This window comes from Stenotrophomonas sp. STEN023, assembly GCF_056760135.1.
On sequence record NZ_JBRREF010000010.1, the window covers coordinates 64,783 to 87,320 of the forward strand.

Here is a 22,538-nt window from a genome sequence, read left to right on the forward strand (position 1 = left end):
CAGGCAGCCAATCGCGGACATGCCAGGAGACTGCAGTGATGAATACGGGAACCCTCAATCCCAAAGTGATGGCGACCAAGGTCCGGCCCGCCGAGGTGGTGCGCGAATACGGCCCGTTTGCCGGCTCGGACACGATCAATGGCGTCAGTTTCGATGGGCGCCACGTATGGGCAGCCACCGGCGCCGCGCTGGTGGCCTTCGATCCCAGCGATGGCGGGACGGTGCGCAGCTTGGCTGTTCCCTGCGACGCCGGTACAACCTTCGATGGGACCTATCTCTGGCAGATCGCCGAAGCGCGCATCGACAAGATCGATCCCGAAAGCGGGGAAGTGCTGGCTTCTATTCCTGCACCGGGCGGCGGAACGGATTCGGGCATGGCGTGGGCGGAAGGCAGCCTGTGGGTGGGGCAGTACCGGCAGCGGAAAATTCACCAGATCGATCCGGCCAACGGCAAGATCCTGCGCACGATTGAATCCGACCGTTTCGTGACCGGCGTGACCTGGGTGGATGGAGAGCTTTGGCATGCGACAGGCGAGGCAGGACAGAGTGATATCCGTCGCCTGCAGGCCGATACAGGTGTGGTGCTTGAGCGCCTGCAGATGCCGGATGGGATCAGTGTCAGCGGGTTGGAAGCGGATGGTGGCGAGCTGTTCTATTGCGGTGGGGGTAATGATGGTCGGGTGTATGCGGTGAAGCGGCCGTTTTGAGTGGAGTTGGGGTGTTCTACGTTTGGCTGATGCGATCTCAGCTTCGCGGCTGACGCCGCTCCTACAAGTGCTACGACGCTTCGTGCACTTACCGACCCTCCCGCTGCCGGATACAAGAGCCCCTCTCCCGCGAGCGGGGGGAGAGGGGCAGCTTGCGAACCATAGGTTCGCTGCCCGTCGACCGACCTTGCGCCAGCGCAAGGGCCGGGGCGCGGAGCGGGGGTTGGGGTGAGGGCAGCTTTTCGCTGGTGGCTTCAACTACAGCAATGGCACCAACAACAGCGCGACGATATTGATGATCTTGATCAATGGGTTGATCGCCGGCCCCGCCGTGTCCTTGTACGGATCACCAACGGTATCGCCAGTCACCGCAGCCTTGTGCGCTTCACTGCCCTTGCCGCCGAAGTGACCGTCCTCGATGTACTTCTTGGCGTTGTCCCAGGCACCGCCGCCGGTAGTCATCGAGATCGCCACGAACAGGCCGGTGACGATGGTGCCGATCAACAATCCGCCCAGCGCTTTCGGCCCGAGCAGCAGGCCAACCACCACCGGTACCGCGACCGGCAACAATGACGGCACGATCATTTCCTTGATCGCCGAACGGGTCAGCATGTCCACCGCCTTGTGGTACTGCGGCTTGGCCGTGCCCTGCATGATGCCGGGGATCTCGCGGAACTGGCGGCGGACTTCTTCCACCACCGCGCCCGCTGCACGGCCGACTGCTTCCATCGCCATCGCGCCGAACAGATAGGGAATCAAGCCGCCGATCAGCAGGCCGATGATCACCGTGTGGTCGGACAGGTCGAAGGCGAATAGTTCGCCCGGATGCGCCACCTGCAGGTTGTGGGTGTAGTCGGCGAACAGCACCAATGCCGCCAATGCCGCCGAACCAATCGCATAACCCTTGGTCACGGCCTTGGTGGTATTGCCCACTGCATCCAGCGGGTCGGTGATGTTGCGGATCTCCGGCGGCAGATCGGCCATCTCGGCGATACCGCCGGCGTTGTCGGTGATCGGGCCATAGGCATCCAGCGCCACGATCATGCCGGCCATCGACAGCATCGCGGTTGCGGCGATGGCGATGCCGTACAGGCCGCCGAAGTGGAACGCCGACCAGATCGCCACGCATACCGCGATCACCGGCAGTGCGGTGGATTTCATCGACACGCCAAGGCCGGCAATGATGTTGGTGCCGTGACCGGTGGTCGATGCCTGCGCCACATGCTGCACCGGCTTGTACTGGGTGCCGGTGTAGTACTCGGTGATCCACACGATCAGGCCGGTCAGCACCAGTCCGATCAAGGCACAGATGTACAGGTTGGTGGCGCCGTGGCTGGAGTCGGCCATCAGCTGGGTGGTCACCGGCCAGAAGGCGATGGCGGCCAGCACGCCCGACACGATCACGCCCTTGTACAACGCGCCCATGATCGAGCCGCCGGCTTTCACCTTGACGAAGAACGCGCCGATGATCGATGCGATGATCGATACACCGCCCAGTACCAGCGGGTACAGCACCGCATTGCGACCGACTTCGGCCATCATCATGCCGCCCAGCAGCATGGTGGCGATCACCGTTACCGCATAGGTCTCGAACAGGTCAGCGGCCATGCCGGCGCAGTCGCCTACATTGTCACCGACGTTGTCAGCGATCACCGCCGGATTGCGCGGGTCGTCTTCGGGAATGCCGGCTTCGACCTTGCCGACCAGATCGGCGCCGACGTCCGCACCCTTGGTGAAGATGCCACCGCCAAGGCGCGCGAAGATCGAAATCAACGAACTGCCGAATGCCAGACCTACCAGCGCATGCAGGTTGTCGGCCTGGCTCAGGCCCATGCGTTGCAGGATCAGGTAGTACCCGGCCACGCCCAGCAGGCCCAGGCCGACCACCAGCATGCCGGTGATCGCACCGCCACGGAACGCGACATCCATCGCAGCGCTCATGCCGTTGCGCGCCGCCTCGGCGGTGCGCACATTGGCACGCACCGATACGTTCATGCCGATATAGCCGGCAGCACCGGACAACACCGCGCCGAGCGCAAAACCAATCGCCGTGTACCAGCTGAGGAAGGCACCGACCAGTACGAACAACACCACGCCGACGATGGCGATGGTCAGGTATTGGCGGTTGAGATAGGCCCGCGCGCCTTCCTGGATGGCGGCGGCGATTTCCTGCATGCGGGCGTTGCCGGCAGGTTGGCGTAGGACCCATTGGGCCGAGATGATGCCGTAGACGATGGCGACAGCGGCGCAGACAAGCGAAAGCACAAGACCGTACTGTTCGAGCATGACCCCTCCAGCGTTGGTGGATGCCATCCAGCTGTGGATGAAGCGGGGACACGCCGGGTAGATCGAAGCACTGGAACAGACCCGGGCCGCGTGCGGCTGTGGTACGTGTCGCTGTGTTCAAACACTCTGAGGCGGCCTGAGTATGACTGGCAGCTGTCTCCGCCGCCAGCAGGCAGCGCTCTTGCCCGGCGGTTCAGCCGCACGCTGGCAACGTCGACAGCTTGCCGATAGGGAACACCATGATGAAAGTCGCATTCCACTTGATCCTGCTAGCCGCGCTGCCACTGCCACTGCCGCTGTTCGCGGCCAACGCCAAGCCCGAGATCGAACGGCCAGCCGCCAGTCCACAGGCCGTTGCTGCGCTGCACACCGTGCGACAGATTCCCGAAGCCTGCACCCGTATTGAAGGTCGTTTCACCGGTGATGCCGTCACGCCGTACGACATGCAGTTGGTACGGACCAGTGCGCAATGCCAGCCGCGCGCGGTGTTTCTGGATGCGAGCAAGGTCACCCCCAGCGAGGCGGCTGGTTGGAAGCTCAATGAAGTGGTGCGCATTCCTTCGGCGTCCTGCAGCACGCAGCAGGCGGTGATCGAAGTGTGGCGCAAGCCGGCCGGTCAACAGGTCGCGCTGGACGGGCAGGGCCAGAACCGGGTGTACCTGGAAGATGCCAAGACGCAGGCGGCGGCAGGGCGCTTGGCTGCATTGCCGGCGTATTCGGCCAAGCTGGAAATGCAGGGATCGGCCTGCCGCTGACGGTGCTGCTGGCTCAGCGTTGTTGTGCGGACTGGGTGGCGCGGTCGTGCTGTGCCATGTGCTTGCCAACGCGGTAGCCCGCTGCGGCCAGTGCGCAGACGACGAGAAAACCAAGCATCCCGATCAGTACCTTGCGGAACATGTTGCACCGCCCGTGTGGAGACCTCCAGCGAAGGATGCGCCGCCCGTCGGAGCGGCACACCTGTCTGAAGTCATGCCGGTGATCAGGCACCACTTGTAGCGCCGAGCCATGCTCGGCTGGAGCTTTACCGGGAGGGCCTCTGCCGAGCATGGCTCGGCACTGCATCAGATCTTCGGATCGTCAGCCTTCCCAGCTCGGGAGCTTTTTGGCGACGGCGACATTCTTCAAGGTCACGTACTTCGGCAACCCATCGCGGCCATATGGCAGCGGCGCCTCACCGCGGATCAGCGGCTGCAGGTAGCGGCGCGCCTTTTCGGTGATGCCGAAACCATCCTTGCGGATGAAGCTGGTCGGCATCTTCTTTTCGTGATTGGCAACCTTGGACAGCGGTGCGGCCTCGATCTTCCAGCGGTACGGCACATCCGAGCTGCGCACGATCACCGGCATCACCGAGTTCTGTCCCTTCAGTGCGAACTGCACCGCCGCCTTGCCCACCGCCTGCGCCTGCTCCCAATCGGTCCTGGAGGCGATATGGCGGGCCGAGCGCTGCAGGTAGTCGGGCAGGGTCCAATGCACCTTGTAGCCGAGTTCGGCCTTGACCTTGCCGGCCAGATACGAAGCCACGCCGCCGAGCTGGGTGTGGCCGAAGGAATCCTTGACCCCGCCGGCGTCGGCGACGAACTGGCCGTCGGCGGTATGGATGCCCTCGCTGGCCACGACCACGCAGAAGCCCACCTTCTCGACCACCTGCTTGACCTTGGCCAGGAACACCGGCTCGTCATAAGCGCGCTCCGGCAACAGGATGATCTGCGGTGCGTCGTCGGCGTTCTCGCCAGCCAGGCCAGCAGCGGCAGCCAGCCAACCGGCATGACGTCCCATCGCCTCGTAGATGAAGACGCGGGTCGAGGTTTCAGCCATCGCCGCCACGTCCAGCGCCGCCTCGCGCACCGAGATGGCGGTGTACTTGGCCGCCGAGCCGAAGCCCGGACAGGTGTCGGTGACTGCCAGGTCGTTGTCGATGGTCTTGGGCACGCCCACGCAGGTCAGCGGGTAGCCGTATTCCTTGGCCAGCTGCGAGACCTTGAGCGCGGTGTCGGCCGAGTCATTGCCACCGTTGTAGAGGAACCAGCGCACGTCATGCGCCTTGAACACCTCCAGCAGGCGCTCGTATTTGGCGCGGTCCGCGTCCAGCGACTTGAGCTTGTAGCGGCAGGAGCCGAACGCGCCGCCCGGGGTGTGGGCCAGCGCGGCGATGTTGGCGGCCGACTCCTTGGAGGTATCGATCAGCTCTTCGCGCAATGCGCCAAGGATGCCGTTGCGCGCCGCCAACACCTTGATTTTTCTGGCTCTTGCCTCGGCGATGACGGCCGAGGCGGTGGCGTTGATGACGGCGGTGACGCCGCCGGACTGGGCATACAGCAAGGTGCCTTTGGACATGGGCAATACTCTCCAGAGCGGGGGACATTCCGGGACATTGGCCGGATGCGGTAAGCTGCACATATTGCGGTGCAGCGTGAATCGGCCCATGAGTCTAACGCCGCTGTCCGTCCCGTTTCCTCAAAACATATGGGAGTCAGGAATGCGATTGGTTCTGTTGGGACCGCCCGGTTCGGGCAAGGGCACACAGGCGACGAGCCTGAAGGAACAACTGCAGGTTCCGCACATTTCCACCGGTGACCTGCTGCGCGCCGAAGTGGCCGCCGGCACCGAGCTGGGCAAGCAGGCCAAGGCAGTGATGGACGCCGGCAACCTGGTGTCCGACGACATCCTGCTGGGCATGCTGGAATCGCGCCTGTCGCAGGCCGATACCGCCAAGGGCTTCATCCTGGACGGCTACCCGCGCAACGTGGCCCAGGCCAACGCGCTGGGCGAACTGCTGGCCAAGCTGAACCAGCCGCTGGACGCCATCGTGCAGCTGGACGTGCCGACCGAACTGCTGGTCGAGCGCATCGCTGGCCGCGCCCAGGAGCAGGGCCGCGCCGATGACAACCCGGAATCGGTGCGTCAGCGCCTGCAGGTCTACAACGATTCCACCGCACCGGTGATCGACTTCTACGCCGCCAAGGGCACTCTGGCCCGTGTCGATGGCGTCGGCGCGCTGGACGAAGTGCTGGCCCGCATCCTGGCGGCGATCAAGCGCTGATCAGGCAGGGCTGCGGCGGACTCCGCTGCAGCCCCTGGCGATGCAAACTGAAACGCCCGGGTCCAAGTGCTGGATCCGGGCGTTTCATTTGTAGAAAAGCCAGCTAAGGGCGTGCTCAAGGCCCCATCAGCATGAGCTCCCTGGGGATGGCCTCTTGGGGAGTAGGACCTGAGGGATACTGAGGCTGGCGTCACGTATTTTCTTTGTGAATGTGCTGTGATGGTATCGGGGAATCCCCTACATGCATTAGGGGTACACCTACAAGCATTCGGGCATACCCCTTATCCGTGTGCATCGGCGACAATCGCTGGATGAGCAAGATCCATATTCTCGGCATTGCCGGTACTTTCATGGGCGGCGTTGCCGCCTTGGCCCGCGAACTCGGTCATCAGGTCGAAGGCAGCGATCAGGCGGTCTATCCGCCCATGTCCACCCAGCTGGAAACGCTGGGGATCAGCCTGTCGCAGGGCTATCTCGCTGACAACATAAGCGCCGACTGCGATGAGGTCGTGATCGGCAATGCGCTGTCGCGTGGCAATCCGGCGGTGGAAGCCGTGCTGGATAGCGGCCGCCGCTATATCTCAGGCGCGCAATGGCTCTCCGAGCAGGTGCTGCCGGGGCGCGACACGCTGGCGGTGGCCGGGACGCACGGCAAGACCACCACCACCACCATTCTTTCCTACCTGTTGCAGGCTGCCGGGCGTGAGCCGGGCTTCCTGATTGGCGGTGTGGCGGAGGATTTCGGGGTGTCGGCTCGGTTGGGGAGGTCGATTGCTGGCGACGTACCCCCATCCGCCCCTGCGGGGCACCTTCCCCCGGCGGGGGAAGGGAGCAAGGTGTCGGATCGACCACTTTTTGTTGTTGAAGCTGACGAATACGACACCGCGTTCTTCGACAAGCGCAGCAAGTTCGTCCATTACCGCCCGCTGGTCGCCATCCTCAACAACCTGGAATTCGATCACGCCGATATTTTCCCGGACGTGGCTGCGATCCAGCGCCAGTTCCATCATCTGGTACGCACCGTGCCCGGTCGCGGTCGCCTGATCGTCAACGGCGAGGACAAGTACCTGGCCGAAGTGCTGGCGATGGGTTGCTGGACGCCGGTGGAGCGCTTTGGCTTCGATCCGTCGCTGGAATGGAGCGCACGCCTGATCAACCAGGATGGCAGTGCGTTCGCCGTGCTGCATCGGGGCACGCAAGTGGCGACTGTGGAATGGTCGCTGCTGGGCCGGCACAACGTGCTCAATGGGCTCGCGGCATTGGCTGCAGCGCATGCGGTGGGCGTCGAGGTTGCCAGCGTCGCGCCGGCCTTGGCTGGCTTCCATAGCGTCAAGCGGCGCATGGAAGTCATCGGACAGGCGCAGGGCATCACCATCTACGACGACTTCGCCCATCATCCGACCGCCATCCACACCACGCTGGAAGGCCTGCGGGCCAAGGTTGGCGATGCACGAATCGTGGTGGCGATGGAGCCGCGCAGCAATTCAATGCGACTGGGCGCGCATTCGGACGCATTGGCGCCGTCGTTGGCTATCGCCGATGCGGTTGTGTTCCTTGCGCGGCCGGAGTTGCCGTGGGACGCGGCCAAGGTGATCGACGCGGTGCGTGGCGATGCGCAGGCCGTGGCGGATACCGATGCCTTGCTGGCCACGCTCGGTGATGCGGTAGCTGCAGGTGACCACGTGGTGTTCATGTCCAACGGCGGTTTTGATGGCGCGCCGCGCCGGTTCCTGGCGCGGCTGCAGAACCTGTAGAACGGAGCGCGCTTCACCTGTAGTGCCGAGCCATGCTCGGCAGAGGCCTCACCGCAAAACCCAAACCTGTAGTGCCGAGCCATGCTCGGCAAGCGGCCTTACCGGTAATGCCCCAGCCGAGCATGGCTCGGCACTACAGGTTTGGGTTTTGCGGTGAGGCCTCTGCCGAGCATGGCTCGGCACTACAGGTGGTGCCTAGCGGGGCTTGGGTGGGTGGTAGCCCATCAAGGCTGAGATCTGTGCGGCGGCGCTCAACATAGCCTGTACGTGCGCCGGATCCGGCGTGCTCGGCAGGTAGTGGATGGAGCCGACGATGGCCAGGGTGCCGAACAATTCGCCGTTGCCCTGCAGCAGCGGCGCGGCCAGGGCATTGATGCCGATGTAGAGCTCTTCCGGTGCGTCGGCCCAGCCGCGCTTGCGCACCAGCTCGATTTCCGCTGCCAGCCGGTCCGGGTCGACGATGGTGCGTGGCGTGCTGTTGCTCAGTGGCTGGGTCAGGTAGGCGCGGCGCAGCTTGTCCGGGCCGTAGGCGAGGGCGATCTTGCCCTGCGCCACGCTGTTGTGCTGGAAGCGTGTACCCGGGCGCAGGCTGATCTCCACCGGCGCGGTGCCGCGCAGCAGGTCCAGCACCACCACCTCGTTGTCGGAGAACGTGGAGATCACCACGGTCTGGCCAACTTCGTCGCGCAGCTGTTCCAGCACCGGCTTGGCCAGTCCCATCACATCGAAACGGCTGCTGCAGGCACGACCCAGCAGGAACATCTGCCAGCCCACCCGGTACTGGTTGTTGTCCGGGTCCTGGTCGACATAGCCATGTTCGCGCAGCACGCTGAGGTGGCGATGCACGCGTGCTTTCGGCATGCCCAGCAACTGCGCAAGGCGGGTGACGCCGAGCCCGGTCGGTGCCGCGGCCAGTGCCTCGATCACCTTCAGCGAGACGATGGCGGTGGGCAGGCCCTGTTCGGCGCTTTCTTCCTGTGGCTCAACGGCGCCGCTGGCGGCGCTCAATTCCTTTTTTTCACTCGCGTCGTGGCTGGGCATCGGCTACCTGCAGTGTGTTGCATGGACGTACGCGGCCTGTTGGCCGCGTTTTCCACCGATTATGGCAGGTCGATGTATCGCTCTGCGAAAACCTTGTACTGCTGGGTCTTCTGCGCGGCCGCATCTTCCGGGCGCACATAGCGGATCGAGCTGCGTCCCTTGAGCTGGCGGGGCAGCAGGAAGCAGCGGATGAAACGGGTTTCCTCGGTCTCGGTGGTGGGTGCCAGCACCGGTGCATGGCCGAGCTCGAACCAGGCGCTGCCGGCCGGGTAGTCATGGCTGTCACCGAGCGTTTCGATGCTGATCTGGCCGTAGTCGCAGATCCGTATGCCTGGTCCTTGATGGACATGGGTCAGCGCCACGCCGCCCTTGGGGAAGTCGACGCGATCGCAGCGCATCAGCCACTCGAAGCGATCATCCAGGCTGATTGGCGCCTCAAGCTTGAGCTCGCTGCGGGTGGCTGGGGCCGAGGGCAGGGCGCCGGCAGGGCGGTTGCGATCGGTCAATTCCCAGCGCCACAGCACCGTGTCCTGATTGCCGTTGAGCAGGGTGACCTGTTGCTGGCACACGCGCGCCTGCGCCGGGTCCAGCGCCTGGCTGTCCTGCGCGGACTCAACACTCAGGCCGCCGCTGCGGACGTAGAGGGAGCGCGGACCGCTGGGCAGGTAAACAGGAGGGCAGCCGGGTGGCAGGTGGTCTTCGTGCAGGCGGAGGATCAGTTCGGACATCGGAATCTCGCGTTTGTAACGACGTTCGTATCGTATATCGATACAAAATTAAATTCCATGTTCCATTTTTAGAAAAAGTGGGATATTTTGTGCTCTGAGTATCGATCACCGATACTTTCGTATCAGCCACGATTCCGGAGGGGAAGGCAATGGCGCAGCGTGATTCATCGATCCAGGCAGTAACAGACGGCGCAGGTGGCCGTTGGTGGCAAGGCGCCAGCAAGCAGCAGTGGGGCACGTTTCGTTCGGCCTACTTGGGCTGGATGCTGGACGTGATGGACTTGATGCTGTTCGCGATGGTGCTCAAGCACGTCAGCGCGGACCTGGGCTTCGACAAGTCGCAGGCCGGCATGGTGATGTCGGCCACGCTGATGGCCACCGCGTTCGGCGGACTGGTGTTCGGCTACCTGGCCGATCGCATGGGTCGGGCCAAGTCGATGATGCTCAGCATCATCTGTTACTCCATTGGTACGGCGCTGTGCGGCCTGTCCGACACGTTGGGCCAGCTGATGTTGTTCCGCATCATCGTCGGCCTTGGTGTCGGCGGTGAATGGTCCGCGGGTTCGGCTCTGGTCAGCGAGAGTTGGCCGGCACAGCACCGCGGCAAGATCCTTGCCTGGATCCAGAGCGCTTTCGCATCCGGGTATGCCGCTGCCGCCATCGTCGCCGCGCTGGTGGTGCCGACGCTGGGCTGGCGCTGGGTATTCGCGGTTGGCTTGTTGCCGGCGCTGCTTGCCTTCTATGTACGCCGCCACGTCAAGGAACCGGAAATCTGGGTCAACCAGAAAGAGCGCCTGAGCTTTGCCCAGACCATGCGCCAGTTGTTCGGTACCCATGCACGCAATACCACGGTCGGGCTGGCCTTCGTCACCGCCGCGATGTGTGGCTATTGGGGATTGTTCACCTGGATCCCGACCTACCTCGCTACCCCGGTGGCTGACGGCGGCCCGGGGCTGGACATGGTCAAGTCGACCATCTGGATCGTGGTGATGCAGATCGGTGCGGCGCTGGGTTTCGTCACCTTCGGTTACATCGCCGACGCCATCGGCCGCAAGAAGGCCTTCATGCTGTTCTTCGTGGCCTCGGCGCTGACCGTGCCGGTGTTCGTGATGATCAAGTCGCCGATGGCGCTGATGGCGTTCGGCATCGTCGTCGCTTACTTCGGCACTGGCTTCTACAGCGGCTTCGCGCCGACCTTCGCCGAAATGTTCCCGACCACCGTGCGCGCCACCGCGCAGGGCTTCGTCTACAACGGCGGCCGCGCCATCGCCGCCATTGCGCCGGCCCTGATCGGCTTCCTGGCCAACAGCTACGGCGTTGCCAGTGGCTTGATGGCGACCGCCGGGTTCTTCGCGCTGGCTGCAGTGATCGTGCTGCTGTTCCTGCCCGAGACCAAGGGCGTCGAGCTGACCTGACCGACTAGCAGGAGTAAAGAAATGCCGATCATCCAAGTGACCCTGGTGCAGGGCCGCGACGAGCAGAAAGTACAGCGCTTCATCCGCGAACTGGCGAAGGTGGCGCATGCGGAACTGGATGCGCCGATGAGCGCGATCCGGGTGATGGTCACTGAAGTACCGCCGCAACGCTTCGCGGTAGGCGATGTGCTCAAGAGCGATCCGGTTGAAGGAGGCAAGGCATGACTGCTTTGGTATTGGGTGCAGCTGCAATCGCCCAGCATGGCGCCGAACTGCATTCCGCGCTGCGCACTGGCGTGGCGGTTGATCCACTGAGCGAGCGGATCAGCGGGCTGACCCTGGCCGACGCCTATGCGATCTCCAATGATCTGCTGGCACGCCGCCTGGGCGATGGCGAGAAGGTGGTAGGCAAGAAGATTGGTGCTACGTCGGCGGCGGTGCAGCGCATGTTGAAAGTGGATCAGCCCGACTTCGGCTTTCTCACCGACCGCATGCAGGTTGCCAATGGCGGCACGCTGCCGGTGGCGGCGATGATCGCGCCGCGTGCGGAAGGTGAAATCGCCTTCCACCTCAAGCGCGACCTGGTTGGCCCAGGTATCACCCACCACGATGTGCTCGCCGCGACCGAAGCACTGTCGGTGTGCTTCGAGATCGTTGATTCGCGCATCCGCGACTGGCGTATCGGCATCACCGACACCGTTGCCGACAATGCTTCCGCCGCAGCCTATGTGCTGGGCGAGCTGCGCGTGCCGCCGAAGAACCTGGACCTTGGCACGCTGGGCATGGTGGTCGAGAAGAACGGCGAACTGGTGGCCACCGGCGCTGGTGCGGCCGCGCTGGGCTCGCCGGTCAACTGCGTTGCATGGTTGGCCAACACGCTTGGTCGCCTTGGTACGCCGTTGAAAGCCGGCGAGGTGATCCTGTCCGGCGCCTTGGTGCCGCTGATTCCGGTGGCCGCCGGTGACCACATGCGCGTCCGCGTTGGCGCGCTTGGCAGTGCCGACGTGCATTTCGCCTGATGCCTGCTTCCTCCCCCACATTGAAAGACAGGAGTGCTGCATGACCCTGAAAGCTGCCATCGTCGGCCCCGGCAACATCGGTACCGATTTGATGATCAAGATCCTGCGCCACGGCAAGCACGTGCAGATGGCCGCACTGGTCGGCATCGATCCGGCCTCCGATGGCCTGGCGCGCGCTGCGCGCATGGGCGTGCCGACTATCGCCAGTGGCGTGGCCGGACTGATTGAATCGGAGCTGTTTGCCGATATCGACATCGTCTTCGATGCGACATCGGCCTCGGCGCACATTGCCAATGACGCATTGCTGCGCAAAGCCAAGCCGGGCATCCGCGTGGTCGACCTGACGCCAGCAGCGATCGGCCCGTACTGCGTGCCGACCGTCAACCTGGACGACAACATCGACGCTGCCAACGTCAACATGGTGACCTGCGGTGGCCAGGCCACCATTCCAATGGTTGCCGCGGTGGCCTCGGTGGCCAAGGTCAGGTACGCCGAGATCGTCGCCAGCATTTCCAGCAAGAGTGCTGGCCCCGGCACCCGCGCCAACATCGATGAATTCACCGAGACCACCTCACGTGCCATCGAGAGCGTCGGTGGTGCGGCGGTAGGCAAGGCCATCATCGTGCTCAACCCGGCCGAGCCGCCGTTGCTGATGCGTGACACCGTCTACGTGCTCAGCGAACCGGCCGACACCACAGCCATCGAAGCAGCAGTCAATGACATGGCAGCACGCGTGGCCGCCTACGTGCCAGGCTACCGACTCAAGCAGCAGCTGCAGTTCGAGGTGCTGGACGAACCGGTCAATGTGCCCGGCGTCGGACTGACCACCGGCCTCAAGACCACCATCTTCCTGGAAGTGGAAGGTGCCGCGCACTACCTGCCGGCCTACGCCGGCAACCTGGACATCATGACGTCGGCCGCGCTGGCCACCGGTGAGCGCATGGCCGCCTCGGTGCTGGCCGCGCGTGCTGCAGCCTGAGGAAGAACGCATGACTGACAACAAGCTCTACATCTCCGATGTCACCCTGCGTGATGGTTCGCACGCGGTGCGTCACCGTTACAGCGTGGCGCAGGTGCGGGCGATCGCTTCCGCGCTGGACAAGGCGCGGGTGGACTCGATCGAGGTCGCGCATGGCGATGGCCTGCAGGGTTCATCGTTCAACTACGGCTTCGGCGCACACAGCGACGTCGAGTGGATCGAGGCGGCTGCCGAATCGGTATCGCATGCCAGGATCGCGACGCTGCTGCTGCCCGGCATCGGCACCGTGCATGACCTGAAGAATGCGCACGCCGCCGGCGCGCGTATCGTGCGCGTGGCCACCCACTGCACCGAGGCCGACATTTCGCGCCAGCACATCGAAGCGGCCAACGCGCTGGGCATGGACACGGTTGGCTTCCTGATGATGAGCCACATGACAACGCCTGCGGCGTTGGCGGTGGAGGCGAAGAAGATGGAAAGCTACGGCGCGTCCTGCGTGTATGTGGTGGATTCCGGCGGCGCTCTCAACATGAACGACGTGCGCGAGCGGGTCAGCGCGCTGCGCGAGTCGCTGCAGGCTGATACCCAGATCGGCATCCATGCCCACCACAATCTTTCATTGGGCGTGGCCAATTCCATCGCCGCGGTCGAAGCCGGCGCGATCCGCATCGATGCCAGCCTTGCAGGCATGGGGGCGGGCGCGGGCAATGCGCCGCTGGAAGTGTTCATCGCCGCTGCGGAGCGCATGAGCTGGAATCATGGCTGTGATCTCTACACCTTGATGGATGCTGCCGATGACATCGTGCGTCCACTGCAGGACCGCCCGGTACGCGTGGACCGCGAGACCCTGGCATTGGGCTATGCAGGCGTGTACTCCAGCTTCCTTCGCCACGCCGAGGCAGCGTCGCAGCGTTTCGGCATCAACACCGTCGACATCCTCGTCGAACTTGGCAAACGCCGCATGGTCGGTGGCCAGGAAGACATGATCGTGGACGTCGCACTGGATGTGCTGCGCGCCCGCGACGCCACCACGCAGGAGAAAACCGCATGACCTTGGACCGTTCCATCATCGAAGGCTGCGCCCTGCAGCTGTTGGCCGCCGAGCAGGAAGTGCGTGAGGTGGTCAAGATCACCGACGCGTACCCGCAGATCGGGGTCGATGAAGCCTATGACATCCAGGAGTGCCTGCGCAGCATCAAGCAGTCTGCCGGTGTCCGCATCGTCGGCATGAAGATGGGCCTGACCTCGCGCCCGAAGATGCAGCAGATGGGCGTTGATACGCCGATCTATGGTTTCCTGGGCGATGACAATGCCGTCGACGATGGCGCCGTGGTGGATACCGCCCGGCTGATCCATCCGAAGGTGGAGGCGGAGATCGCCTTCGTCATGCGCGAGCAGCTTGCCGGACCCGGTTGCGATATTGCCCAGGTGTTGGCGGCAACCGATTACGTGGTGCCAGCAATCGAACTGATTGATTCGCGCTATGAGAACTTCCGCTTCGACCTGCCCAGCGTCATCGCCGACAACACCTCGGCGGCACGCTATGTGCTTGGCTCGCGCCCAACCGCGGTGGATGGGCTGGATCTGGAAACCCTGGGCGTGGTGATGGAGAAGAATGGTCAGGTGGTTGAGGTAGGTGCCGGTGCGGCGGTGCTCGGCAACCCGGCCGAAGCGGTGGCAATGCTGGTCAACATGCTGGCGCAGCGCGGGCAGGTATTGCCGGCCGGCAGCGTGGTGCTGTCCGGTGCCATCACCGCAGCGGTGGCGGTCGCGGCCGGTGACAACGTGCTGGTGCGTGCGGATGGCCTTGGTACCACGTCGATGCGGTTTGTCTGATGGGGTGAGGGGTGCTGCACGCTGGGTTTGCAGTTTCTTTCCGACCGCCATTTCCGACCACTCGGGAATGACGATTTGAGCGTTGAGTGAGGGCGCCGGGTGGTCGGCTCTCCAAGATGAAGAAACCACTGCGTCATTTCGACTGGCCTTTCCAAGAAAGGCCGGAACGGTGTTCTGTTGCCCTGGGAGGGGAAAACAATGATCAGCAACAAGAAGCTGGCGGCCCTGGCCGTCACCACGGCCTTGGCGGCGATGCCGCTGAGTGCGCTCGCACAGGCAACGGATGCCAAGGCCATGGAAACGCGGATGGCGCAGTTGGAGCAGGAGATGCAGCAGATGCGCGCCATGCTGCAGCAGTACCAGCAGCGTGAGGCGGCCAACGCCGCTGCAGCGCCTGCGGCGAGCGCAAGCGCACTGGACGCAACCCGCGTGGTTGCCGCTGCACCGGCTGCACCGTCGGCGACCCTGCCCAATGCAATGCCGGGCACGAAGTTCTCCTTCGGCGGCTTCATCAAACTCGATTCGATGTATACCCGGACCAGCGATGGTGAAATCGCGGATGGCTCGGCAGGGCGCCTGTTCTACTTCCCCGGCGCCACCCCGGTTGCAGCCGATGGCAATGGCCGCAGCGCCAGCTATACCGATGTGCACGCGCAGTTCTCGCGTTTCTGGTTCGGTGCCGACACCACCACCGACAATGGTGACAAGCTCAAGGCCTATATCGAGGCCGACATGTATGGCGGTGGCAGCAATGCCTTTGCCGGCAACGAGGTCATCACCAATACCTATGCACTGACCCTGCGCCAGGCCTATGTAAGCTGGAACAACTGGTTGGCTGGCCAGACCTGGTCCAACTTCCAGGACGTTGCCGCGCTGCCGGATACCGTCGATTTCACCGGGCCGTCCGAAGGCACCATTTTCTCGCGGCAGGCACAGCTGCGTTACACCCGCGGCGCCTGGTCGTTCTCGGCGGAAAACCCGCAGACCACGATCACCCCGTTCGCTGGCCGTGGCGCGCGCTTCAATAGCGGCGCCGACACCATCCCGGACCTGACCGCGCGCTGGAACACGCGTGGTAGCTGGGGTCATTTCACCGCAGCGGCGATGTTGCGCAATTTCCGCTACGGCGGGCAGACCGAAACCGGTGCGGCACTGAGTGTCTCCGGCCGCTTCAACATGGGCGCCAACGATGACCTGCGCTACATGGTCAGTGGTGGCAGCGGCGTGGGGCGCTACCTCGGTTTTGCGTTGGGTAGCGATACGGTGCTGGACGAAGAGGGCCGGCTGCATGCGATGGATGGTTACGGCGGCTTCGCTGCCTGGCGGCATGCTTTTTCACCCAAGCTGCGCGGCAACCTGGTGTACTCGCTGGCGGTGCTGGACAACAATGCTGCGTTGACGGGCTACGAAGTCACCGAGAAGGCGCAGTCGGTGCGTGCCAACCTGATCTACTCGCCGTTCCCCAAGCTGGATCTTGGCGTCGAGTTGAGCCATGCGACCCGCCGTATCGAGAACGGGCAGGAAGGCGACATGAATCGTCTGCACACGCATGTGAAGTACAACTTCTGAGCGGACTGGCAGTGGTTCGCGGCCACTGCAGGAATCAGCACGGGCGGGCTGGGGTAACATCACCCCTGGTCCGCCCGTGTTGTTTGTCATGAATACATCGCCAACCCTGCCATTGTTTCCGTTGCATGCCGCGCTGCTGCCGGGTGCGATGCTGAATCTGCGCGTGTTCGAGCCGCGCTATCTGGATCTGGTCCGCGAATGTGGTCGCACTGGCGGTAGTTTCGGTGTCTGCCTGATCCTGCATGGTGAGGAAGTTGGCGCACCGGCAACGCCCGCCGCCTGGGGCGTCGAGGCGGCGGTCGAGGATTTCGATGTCGGTCCCGATGGCGTATTGGTCCTGCGATTGCGTGGCGCGCGACGTTTCCACGTAACGACAACCCATGTGCGTGACAACGGCTTGGTGACGGCGGACGTGCAGTGGTGTGAGCTGGATAGTGACGATGAGCTGCAGCCGGAGCACGGCCTGCTCGGCACCTTGCTGGAGCACATCATCGAGCAGATAGGTGGCGAGTACGCCGCCGCTGGCCCGGCCCAGCTGGATCAGGCGTCATGGGTAGGTTGGCGCCTGGCCGAACTGTTGCCGCTGAGCGAAACCCAACGCCTGCAGCTACTGCAGGAGAACGACCCGCGGCGGCGCCTGGATCGTTTGCTGGAATGGATCCCGGAGATGGATGTGCCGATCGAGGAAGATCTGTAATCCAGCTGCAGGATCTTGCTGGTGCCGAGCCATGCTCGGCACTACGCTCCCTCCCTTTGGCGTAGCCAAGGGGAGGGCTGGGGAGGGGTAAGCTCTTACGCCCTCAACGCTTCGGCTCAGCGCGGATCATCAACAACGGCAAGCCCGTCTCCGGCTGCACCTGCTGCTGCGTCTGAACCCCATCCAGCGACTGCTTGAGTGCGTCCAGCGCAGGATCAACACCACGCAACGGCCGCCACATGCCGAACAACTTCAAGTGCCGCTGGTAGCGCAGGGTCTGCGCGCTGCCCAACCACACCGGCGTCTGCCCCGGTTGCAGGCGTGCCGAGGATGGCCACAGGCGCAGTGCATAGACTTCATCCGGGCGCTCGCCAGGATGCAGCATCAACAGTGCTTCGACATTGGTGTCCAGCGTGGCCGGCAGCACCGGAACCTGCTGCGGCGTGGCCTTCATGTCCAGCATCATCAGTGCCTGCTGCCAACCGGCCTGCGGCTGCAGGGTCCAGCCGTTGCGTTCCAGCTGCTGCTGCAGGGCTGGCAAGGGGCCGGCAACCTGCACATCCAATGGCCAGCGTTGGTCGTCATCGAAATCGTTGCGGCGCGCCGGCAGCTCGCTCCAGCCTTGCTGCCACCAATGTGAGGCATCCATCAGCGTAGTCGCGGCTGCCGCTGGCTCGAACTTGGCCAGCTTGGCCGGTACGTTGCGCGGCGCATACCAGAGCCCGGCGATCAGGAACACGCCATAGAACAGCCAGGCGACCGGCTTGACCCAGAACGAGCGGTTGAAGCGGCGGCGGTAGGCAATGCCCAGCACCAGCAGCCAGAACACGCCGAACAACATGCCGCCGACCACATCGCTGACCCAGTGCGCGCCCAGGTAGATGCGGGCAAAGCCAATCACCGTGACCACCGCGCCGGACAGCAGGTACGGCCAGACGCGGGTGCGCCCCGGCAGTTCGCGGCCGATCAGCACGGCAAAGAAGCCAAAGGTGATGGTGGCCATGGTCACCGCCACCGACGGGAAGCCGAAGCCGCTGCTCGCCGCAGGCGGCCGCACCACATCGACGGTGGCACCGAGCAGCTTGGTCAGCGCCAGGCCGAAGGCCAATGCCGCCAACCAGTGGAAGACCGCCATCCAGCGCCGCCGCCAGGCCAGGTAACCCATGCCTGCGGCGATGGCCGGCAGCAACACCTGCCAATCGCCCAGCGAGGCGAGGGCGGCCATCGGGTAGTCGGCCAGCGGGTTGCGCAAGGCCAGCATCAAACGGTGCACAGCCAGATCCAGTGCCAGCGGCTCGCCATGGCCGACCACCACCATCAGCAGCGCGAACCAGCCCCAGCCCAGCACCAGCAACATCAGCGCCAGCATCGCCAAGGGCACCGATTCACGGCGCTTGGGGTCGAACAGGTCGCTCAACGAGTGGCCGATGAAGTGCGGGTGGCGGTGCGACCAGGCCAGCAGGCGGGCCAGCCAGCCGTCCATGCGCGCCGCCGACCAGCGGTAGCTGTACAACACGATGGCCCAGACCAGGCCCAGCATCGCGCCGAGCAGCGCCACCACCAGGAACAGGCGTCCGGCCACCGCGGCGACGGCGTCATAGGCCTGGCCCAGCGCCCAGCCGGGCAGCAGGAACAGCACTGCCCAGGACAGGCAGGCCAGGCCACTGGCCTTGAGGTAGCTGGCAAAACGCATGTTGGCCATGCCGGCGATGGCCGGTACGAAGGGCCGGATCGCGCCCACGTAGCGGGCGATCAGGATGCTCTTGAAGGCATTGCGGCGGAACATGACTTCGCCGCGGTCCAGCAGCTGCGGGTAGCGGCTGAACGGCCAAACGCCACGCAGGCGGTCGCCCCAACGGCGGCCCACCCAATAGCTCAAACCGTCACCGGCGAAGGCGCCCAAGGTGGCACATATCACCGCGTAAGGGCCGGACAGCTCGCCCATGCCTATCAGTACACCCACCGCGATCATCAGCGGCAGGGCGGGCACGATGGCGCCGAGAATGATCACCGCATCGCAGAAGGCGATGGCGAAGATCGCCAGGCCAGCAAGGACAGGATGGGCGGCGATCCACGCGAGCGTGGCGTCGATCCAGGAAGAATTCATCGGCCGATTATAAAGGGAAGCCCGAGTCAGACCGATGGCAGCGACGGAGGTTCAGTGGATTGCGGCTGTTTTTGTTCACTTGCGATGCCGGTCAATGAATAGCGTGCTGGCGTCTAGAATGTCGCGATGACTGAATCTTCACCCGCTACTGCCGTCGCGCTGAAAGCTGACAGCTTTGGACGAATCCTGTTGATGGACGGCCCCTCGGGACGCTTCGTGCGCCGCGATCTGGGGGCCACGCCGCTGTGGCTGCGTCTGCCCGCCTGGTGGTTGGCGCGGCGTGAAGCGCGCGCGCTGGCCAAACTCGACGGCATGGAGGCAACGCCGCGCCTGTTGGCCTGGGATGGGCATTGGCTGGACCGCAGCTACATGGAGGGGGCGGCCATGTACCAGCGCCCGCCGCATGGGGATCTGGCCTATTTCCGTGCTGCACGGCGGCTGCTGCAGCGTGTGCACCGGCACGGCATCGCCCATAACGATCTGGCCAAGGAGGCGAACTGGCTGGTGCGCGAGGATGGTTCGCCGGCCTTGATCGATTTTCAGCTGGCGGTGTGCGGCAACCCGCGCTCGCGCTGGATGCGCCTGTTGGCGCGCGAAGACCTGCGCCACCTGCTCAAGCACAAGCGCATGTACTGCCGGCAATCACTTACTCCAGTGGAGTTGCGCGTGCTCAAGCGGCACTCATGGGTGCGTGAGCTGTGGTTCGCCACCGGAAAGCCGGTCTACCGCTTCGTTACCCGCCGCATCCTGCATTGGGAAGACAACGAAGGGCAGGGGCCGAAGCCTTGAGCCCTGATGTGCGGGCGCGTGAGGTGGATATCGCTGCAGGTGCGCTGCTGCACCCGCAGCTGCCGGGGAGTCATTTCGCACATGCTGCGAGGATTCGCCTGGCACAACGGCCGGAAAGTGCCGTGCAGGCCTATCTGGACATCGCCAGGCAGGTGCCGGGCTGGTTCGATGGCCTGATGCATCTGCGCAATGCGGGGATGCGCCTGCTTGGGATGAAGCATCTTGGTGCGATCCGCAGCGTGCCCGCGCATGCTCCGGCAATGCTGGCGGTCGGCGACCGGCTGGGAATATTCAGCGTGCGAACGCTGGCCGCCGACGGCATCGTATTGGGCGACAGTGATCGCCATCTGCGCGTGGAACTGTCAGTGGAACTGGGGCCCGGCAGCAGCTGCGAGCTGCAGGTGAGTACCGTGGTTCACCTGCACCGCCCGTTTGGGCGCTTGTACATGCTGCCGGTGGCGCCCTTGCACCGGATCATCGTGCCGCAGTTGCTGGAGCGTTATGCGCGGCGCATGGCAGCGTACCGACGCGACTGATTGGACGCATTCGCCTTGCTTGGGATGCTCAGTCGACAACGGCAAGTGGCCCGCAGCGACTCAGCGTAGCTCCAGCAGTTGCTTGCCGACGAAGCGGCGCTGCGCATCAAAGTCGTAGCCCAGCGTTACATGGCCATCGTCGGCACAGGCGTGGCAGCTGCGCAGTGGCGTGCTGTAGCGCAGGCGCACGCCGCCATCGGGCAAGGCCTGTGTACCGGAGGCAAGTGCCGGAGCAAACGGGCCGGAGTCGGGGTGCTTGGCGTTGAACGCCTTGTAGGCCTCCGAGCCGCGCGTGCTGTCATCGAATACTTCCTCATCCACGTCGATGGCCTGGCCATTGGCGTCCACCAACCAGGTGCCCTGGTTGGTATTGGCGCGGAAGGGGAATTCCAGCGTGGCAACACCAATACCTTCAACGTTCTGCCACGCGGTGACATGACCGGGTTTGCCTTGCGCGGACAAGGTGCTGGCGGCCGTCAGCGCGGCGGGCGATGCACCGCCGCTACGCATCACCTGCAGCAGGCAGTTGTCGGCGGCGGTGTCGGTGCGGCAGGCCTCAACCGAGCCCGTCCATACCGCGTTGGGTCCGATGCGGGCGGCAGCCTCGCCCAGCCCGGTTGTCTGGGCGGTGACATCCTTGGCCGGCGGCGGCACGTCGGCGGCCGGGTGCTCTTTCTGGCAGGCCGCAAGGCCGAGCGCAAGCAGCAGCGGGGCGGCGTAATGGAGTGTTCTCATCGGGAATCCTTGCACGATAGGCGACCAGTATCGGCAAGGCATATGAACCGTGAATGTCGGACCCGGGGCAAACCGCAGGACTGTGCGCGGCTGCGGGTATCTGCATAATGCCGTTTGCTTTCTTACCGGTTCCGGAGTGCGCATGAGCAGCCTGCAAGGCAAGACCCTTTTCATCACCGGCGCCTCGCGCGGCATCGGCCTGGCCATCGCCCTGCGCGCCGCGCGTGATGGTGCCAACGTCGCCATTGCCGCCAAGTCGGCGGTCGCCAACCCCAAGCTGCCGGGCACCATCCATACCGCTGCCGAGGCCGTGAATGCCGCCGGCGGCCAGGGTCTGGCGCTGAAGTGCGACATCCGTGAAGAAGACCAGGTCAATGCGGCGGTCGCTGCAACCGTGGACACGTTCGGCGGCATCGACATCCTGGTCAACAACGCCTCGGCGATCTGGCTGCGCGGCACCCTGGATACGCCGATGAAGCGCTTCGACCTGATGCAGCAGGTCAACTCGCGCGGCAGCTTCCTGTGCGCGCAGGCCTGCCTGCCACACCTGTTGCAGGCGCCCAACCCGCACATCCTCACCCTGGCACCGCCGCCCAGCCTCGATCCGAAGTGGTGGGGCCCGCATACCGGCTACACCCTGGCCAAGATGGGCATGAGCTTCGTCACCCTGGGGTTGGCAGCTGAGTTCGGTCGTCAGGGCGTTGCGGTCAATGCCTTGTGGCCGCGCACGGTGATCGCCACCGACGCGATCAACATGATTCCGGGCGTGGATGTGGCTGGCTGCCGCAAGCCGGAGATCATGGCCGATGCCGCCCATGCGGTGCTGACCCGCACCGCGGCTGGTTTCAGCGGGCAGTTCCTGCTGGATGACGAGGTGCTGGCGGAGGCGGGCATCACCGATCTGTCGAGCTATGCGATGGACCCGTCGCGTCCGCTGATGCCGGATCTGTTCCTCTGATTGCCTTCCCCTTGCGCCGAACGCGCAAGGGGCTGCCCTGTAGTGCCGAGCCATGCTCGGTAGCGGCTTCACCGGTAGAGCCTCACCTGTCGTGCCGAGCCATGCTCGGCAGCGGCTTCACCGGTAGAGCCTCACCGGTAATGCCGAGCCATGCTCGGCAGCGGCTTCACCGGTAAAGCCTCATCTGTAGTGCCGAGCCATGCTCGGCAGCGGCTTCACCGGTAGAGCCTCACCGGTAGTGGGGGGGGGGGGGGGGGGGGGGGGGGGGGGGGGGGGGGGGGGGGGCGGCGGCGCGGGGGCGGGGCGCCGGCGCCGCCCCCCCCCCGCCCCCGCGGCCGCGGG

General features: G+C 64.5%; 21 protein-coding genes and 1 pseudogene. 15 read left to right on the plus strand and 7 right to left on the minus strand.

Annotation, left to right across the window (positions count from 1 at the left end):
• Positions 1–38: 38 nt before the first annotated feature.
• On the plus strand, positions 39–707 hold the full coding sequence (locus ACVOLV_RS04545; RefSeq protein WP_481553347.1) for a glutaminyl-peptide cyclotransferase: 669 nt from the start codon (positions 39–41) through the stop codon (positions 705–707).
• A gap of 258 nt (positions 708–965) precedes the next feature.
• Here ACVOLV_RS04545 and ACVOLV_RS04550 read toward each other — a convergent pair whose 3' ends face one another.
• Positions 966–2,993, minus strand: a complete 2,028-nt coding sequence (locus ACVOLV_RS04550; protein ID WP_481553348.1) for a sodium-translocating pyrophosphatase — start codon at positions 2,991–2,993, stop codon at positions 966–968.
• Positions 2,994–3,232: 239 nt separating this feature from the next.
• Here ACVOLV_RS04550 and ACVOLV_RS04555 point away from each other — a divergent pair, with 239 nt between their 5' ends.
• On the plus strand, positions 3,233–3,748 hold the full coding sequence (locus ACVOLV_RS04555) for a hypothetical protein (RefSeq protein WP_481553349.1): 516 nt from the start codon (positions 3,233–3,235) through the stop codon (positions 3,746–3,748).
• A 13-nt stretch (positions 3,749–3,761) separates the two neighbouring features.
• Here the strand turns inward: ACVOLV_RS04555 and ACVOLV_RS04560 are convergent, their stop codons facing one another.
• Together ACVOLV_RS04560 and ACVOLV_RS04565 are read right to left on the minus strand one after the other, a co-directional pair.
• Positions 3,762–3,890, minus strand: a complete 129-nt coding sequence (locus ACVOLV_RS04560; protein ID WP_481553350.1) for a hypothetical protein — start codon at positions 3,888–3,890, stop codon at positions 3,762–3,764.
• 180 nt (positions 3,891–4,070) lie between these two features.
• Positions 4,071–5,327, minus strand: a complete 1,257-nt coding sequence (locus ACVOLV_RS04565) for a 6-phosphofructokinase (protein ID WP_481553351.1) — start codon at positions 5,325–5,327, stop codon at positions 4,071–4,073.
• 142 nt (positions 5,328–5,469) lie between these two features.
• Between ACVOLV_RS04565 and ACVOLV_RS04570 the strand changes: the two genes are divergently transcribed.
• Both ACVOLV_RS04570 and mpl read left to right on the plus strand, forming a co-directional pair.
• Entirely contained in the window at positions 5,470–6,033 is a 564-nt protein-coding gene (locus ACVOLV_RS04570) for an adenylate kinase (protein WP_057627841.1), read from the plus strand.
• A 311-nt stretch (positions 6,034–6,344) separates the two neighbouring features.
• The gene (gene mpl, locus ACVOLV_RS04575; RefSeq protein ID WP_481553352.1) at positions 6,345–7,787 is read left to right on the plus strand and encodes a UDP-N-acetylmuramate:L-alanyl-gamma-D-glutamyl-meso-diaminopimelate ligase; all 1,443 of its coding nucleotides are present in this window, start codon (positions 6,345–6,347) and stop codon (positions 7,785–7,787) included.
• A 195-nt stretch (positions 7,788–7,982) separates the two neighbouring features.
• Here the strand turns inward: mpl and ACVOLV_RS04580 are convergent, their stop codons facing one another.
• The gene (locus ACVOLV_RS04580; RefSeq protein WP_481553353.1) at positions 7,983–8,828 is read right to left on the minus strand and encodes an IclR family transcriptional regulator; all 846 of its coding nucleotides are present in this window, start codon (positions 8,826–8,828) and stop codon (positions 7,983–7,985) included.
• Between the two features lie 59 nt (positions 8,829–8,887).
• Positions 8,888–9,556, minus strand: coding sequence for a hypothetical protein (locus ACVOLV_RS04585; protein WP_481553354.1), 669 nt, complete (start codon positions 9,554–9,556; stop codon positions 8,888–8,890).
• A 149-nt stretch (positions 9,557–9,705) separates the two neighbouring features.
• Here ACVOLV_RS04585 and ACVOLV_RS04590 point away from each other — a divergent pair, with 149 nt between their 5' ends.
• The 8 genes and pseudogenes from ACVOLV_RS04590 (at position 9,706) to ACVOLV_RS04625 (ending at position 17,071) form a co-directional block, all read left to right on the plus strand.
• Positions 9,706–10,971 carry an MFS transporter gene (locus ACVOLV_RS04590; RefSeq protein ID WP_481553355.1) on the plus strand — a complete coding sequence of 422 codons (1,266 nt, stop codon included), beginning with the start codon at positions 9,706–9,708 and terminating at the stop codon, positions 10,969–10,971.
• Positions 10,972–10,989: 18 nt separating this feature from the next.
• Positions 10,990–11,196: pseudogene (locus ACVOLV_RS04595) on the plus strand (tautomerase family protein); the annotation flags it as partial.
• Positions 11,193–11,990 (plus strand): fumarylacetoacetate hydrolase family protein, encoded by a 798-nt coding sequence (locus ACVOLV_RS04600; protein WP_481553356.1) that lies wholly within the window; start codon positions 11,193–11,195, stop codon positions 11,988–11,990. The pseudogene ACVOLV_RS04595 and the gene ACVOLV_RS04600, both read left to right, overlap by 4 nt.
• 40 nt (positions 11,991–12,030) lie before the next feature.
• The gene (locus ACVOLV_RS04605) at positions 12,031–12,969 is read left to right on the plus strand and encodes an acetaldehyde dehydrogenase (acetylating) (protein ID WP_481553357.1); all 939 of its coding nucleotides are present in this window, start codon (positions 12,031–12,033) and stop codon (positions 12,967–12,969) included.
• Between the two features lie 10 nt (positions 12,970–12,979).
• On the plus strand, positions 12,980–14,020 hold the full coding sequence (gene dmpG / locus ACVOLV_RS04610; protein ID WP_481553358.1) for a 4-hydroxy-2-oxovalerate aldolase: 1,041 nt from the start codon (positions 12,980–12,982) through the stop codon (positions 14,018–14,020).
• The gene (gene dmpH, locus ACVOLV_RS04615) at positions 14,017–14,805 is read left to right on the plus strand and encodes a 2-oxo-3-hexenedioate decarboxylase (protein WP_481553359.1); all 789 of its coding nucleotides are present in this window, start codon (positions 14,017–14,019) and stop codon (positions 14,803–14,805) included. Before dmpG ends, dmpH begins: the two co-directional genes overlap by 4 nt.
• 198 nt (positions 14,806–15,003) lie before the next feature.
• Positions 15,004–16,374: a DcaP family trimeric outer membrane transporter gene (locus ACVOLV_RS04620; RefSeq protein ID WP_481553360.1), complete on the plus strand. Its 1,371-nt coding sequence runs from the start codon at positions 15,004–15,006 to the stop codon at positions 16,372–16,374.
• An 88-nt stretch (positions 16,375–16,462) separates the two neighbouring features.
• Positions 16,463–17,071, plus strand: a complete 609-nt coding sequence (locus ACVOLV_RS04625) for an LON peptidase substrate-binding domain-containing protein (protein ID WP_481553361.1) — start codon at positions 16,463–16,465, stop codon at positions 17,069–17,071.
• Positions 17,072–17,174: 103 nt separating this feature from the next.
• Here ACVOLV_RS04625 and ACVOLV_RS04630 read toward each other — a convergent pair whose 3' ends face one another.
• Positions 17,175–19,178 carry a bifunctional DedA family/phosphatase PAP2 family protein gene (locus ACVOLV_RS04630; RefSeq protein WP_481553362.1) on the minus strand — a complete coding sequence of 668 codons (2,004 nt, stop codon included), beginning with the start codon at positions 19,176–19,178 and terminating at the stop codon, positions 17,175–17,177.
• A gap of 126 nt (positions 19,179–19,304) precedes the next feature.
• Between ACVOLV_RS04630 and ACVOLV_RS04635 the strand changes: the two genes are divergently transcribed.
• On the plus strand, positions 19,305–19,967 hold the full coding sequence (locus ACVOLV_RS04635) for a protein kinase family protein (RefSeq protein ID WP_481553363.1): 663 nt from the start codon (positions 19,305–19,307) through the stop codon (positions 19,965–19,967).
• Positions 19,964–20,503, plus strand: a complete 540-nt coding sequence (locus ACVOLV_RS04640) for a DUF2867 domain-containing protein (protein ID WP_481553364.1) — start codon at positions 19,964–19,966, stop codon at positions 20,501–20,503. Before ACVOLV_RS04635 ends, ACVOLV_RS04640 begins: the two co-directional genes overlap by 4 nt.
• Before the next feature lie 60 nt (positions 20,504–20,563).
• Here the strand turns inward: ACVOLV_RS04640 and ACVOLV_RS04645 are convergent, their stop codons facing one another.
• Complete coding sequence (locus ACVOLV_RS04645; RefSeq protein WP_481553365.1) at positions 20,564–21,238, minus strand: hypothetical protein; 675 nt, start codon at positions 21,236–21,238, stop codon at positions 20,564–20,566.
• 142 nt (positions 21,239–21,380) lie between these two features.
• On the opposite strand from ACVOLV_RS04645, the gene ACVOLV_RS04650 reads away from it, so the two are divergent.
• The gene (locus ACVOLV_RS04650; RefSeq protein WP_481553366.1) at positions 21,381–22,196 is read left to right on the plus strand and encodes an SDR family oxidoreductase; all 816 of its coding nucleotides are present in this window, start codon (positions 21,381–21,383) and stop codon (positions 22,194–22,196) included.
• The last annotated feature ends 342 nt before the right edge of the window (positions 22,197–22,538 follow it).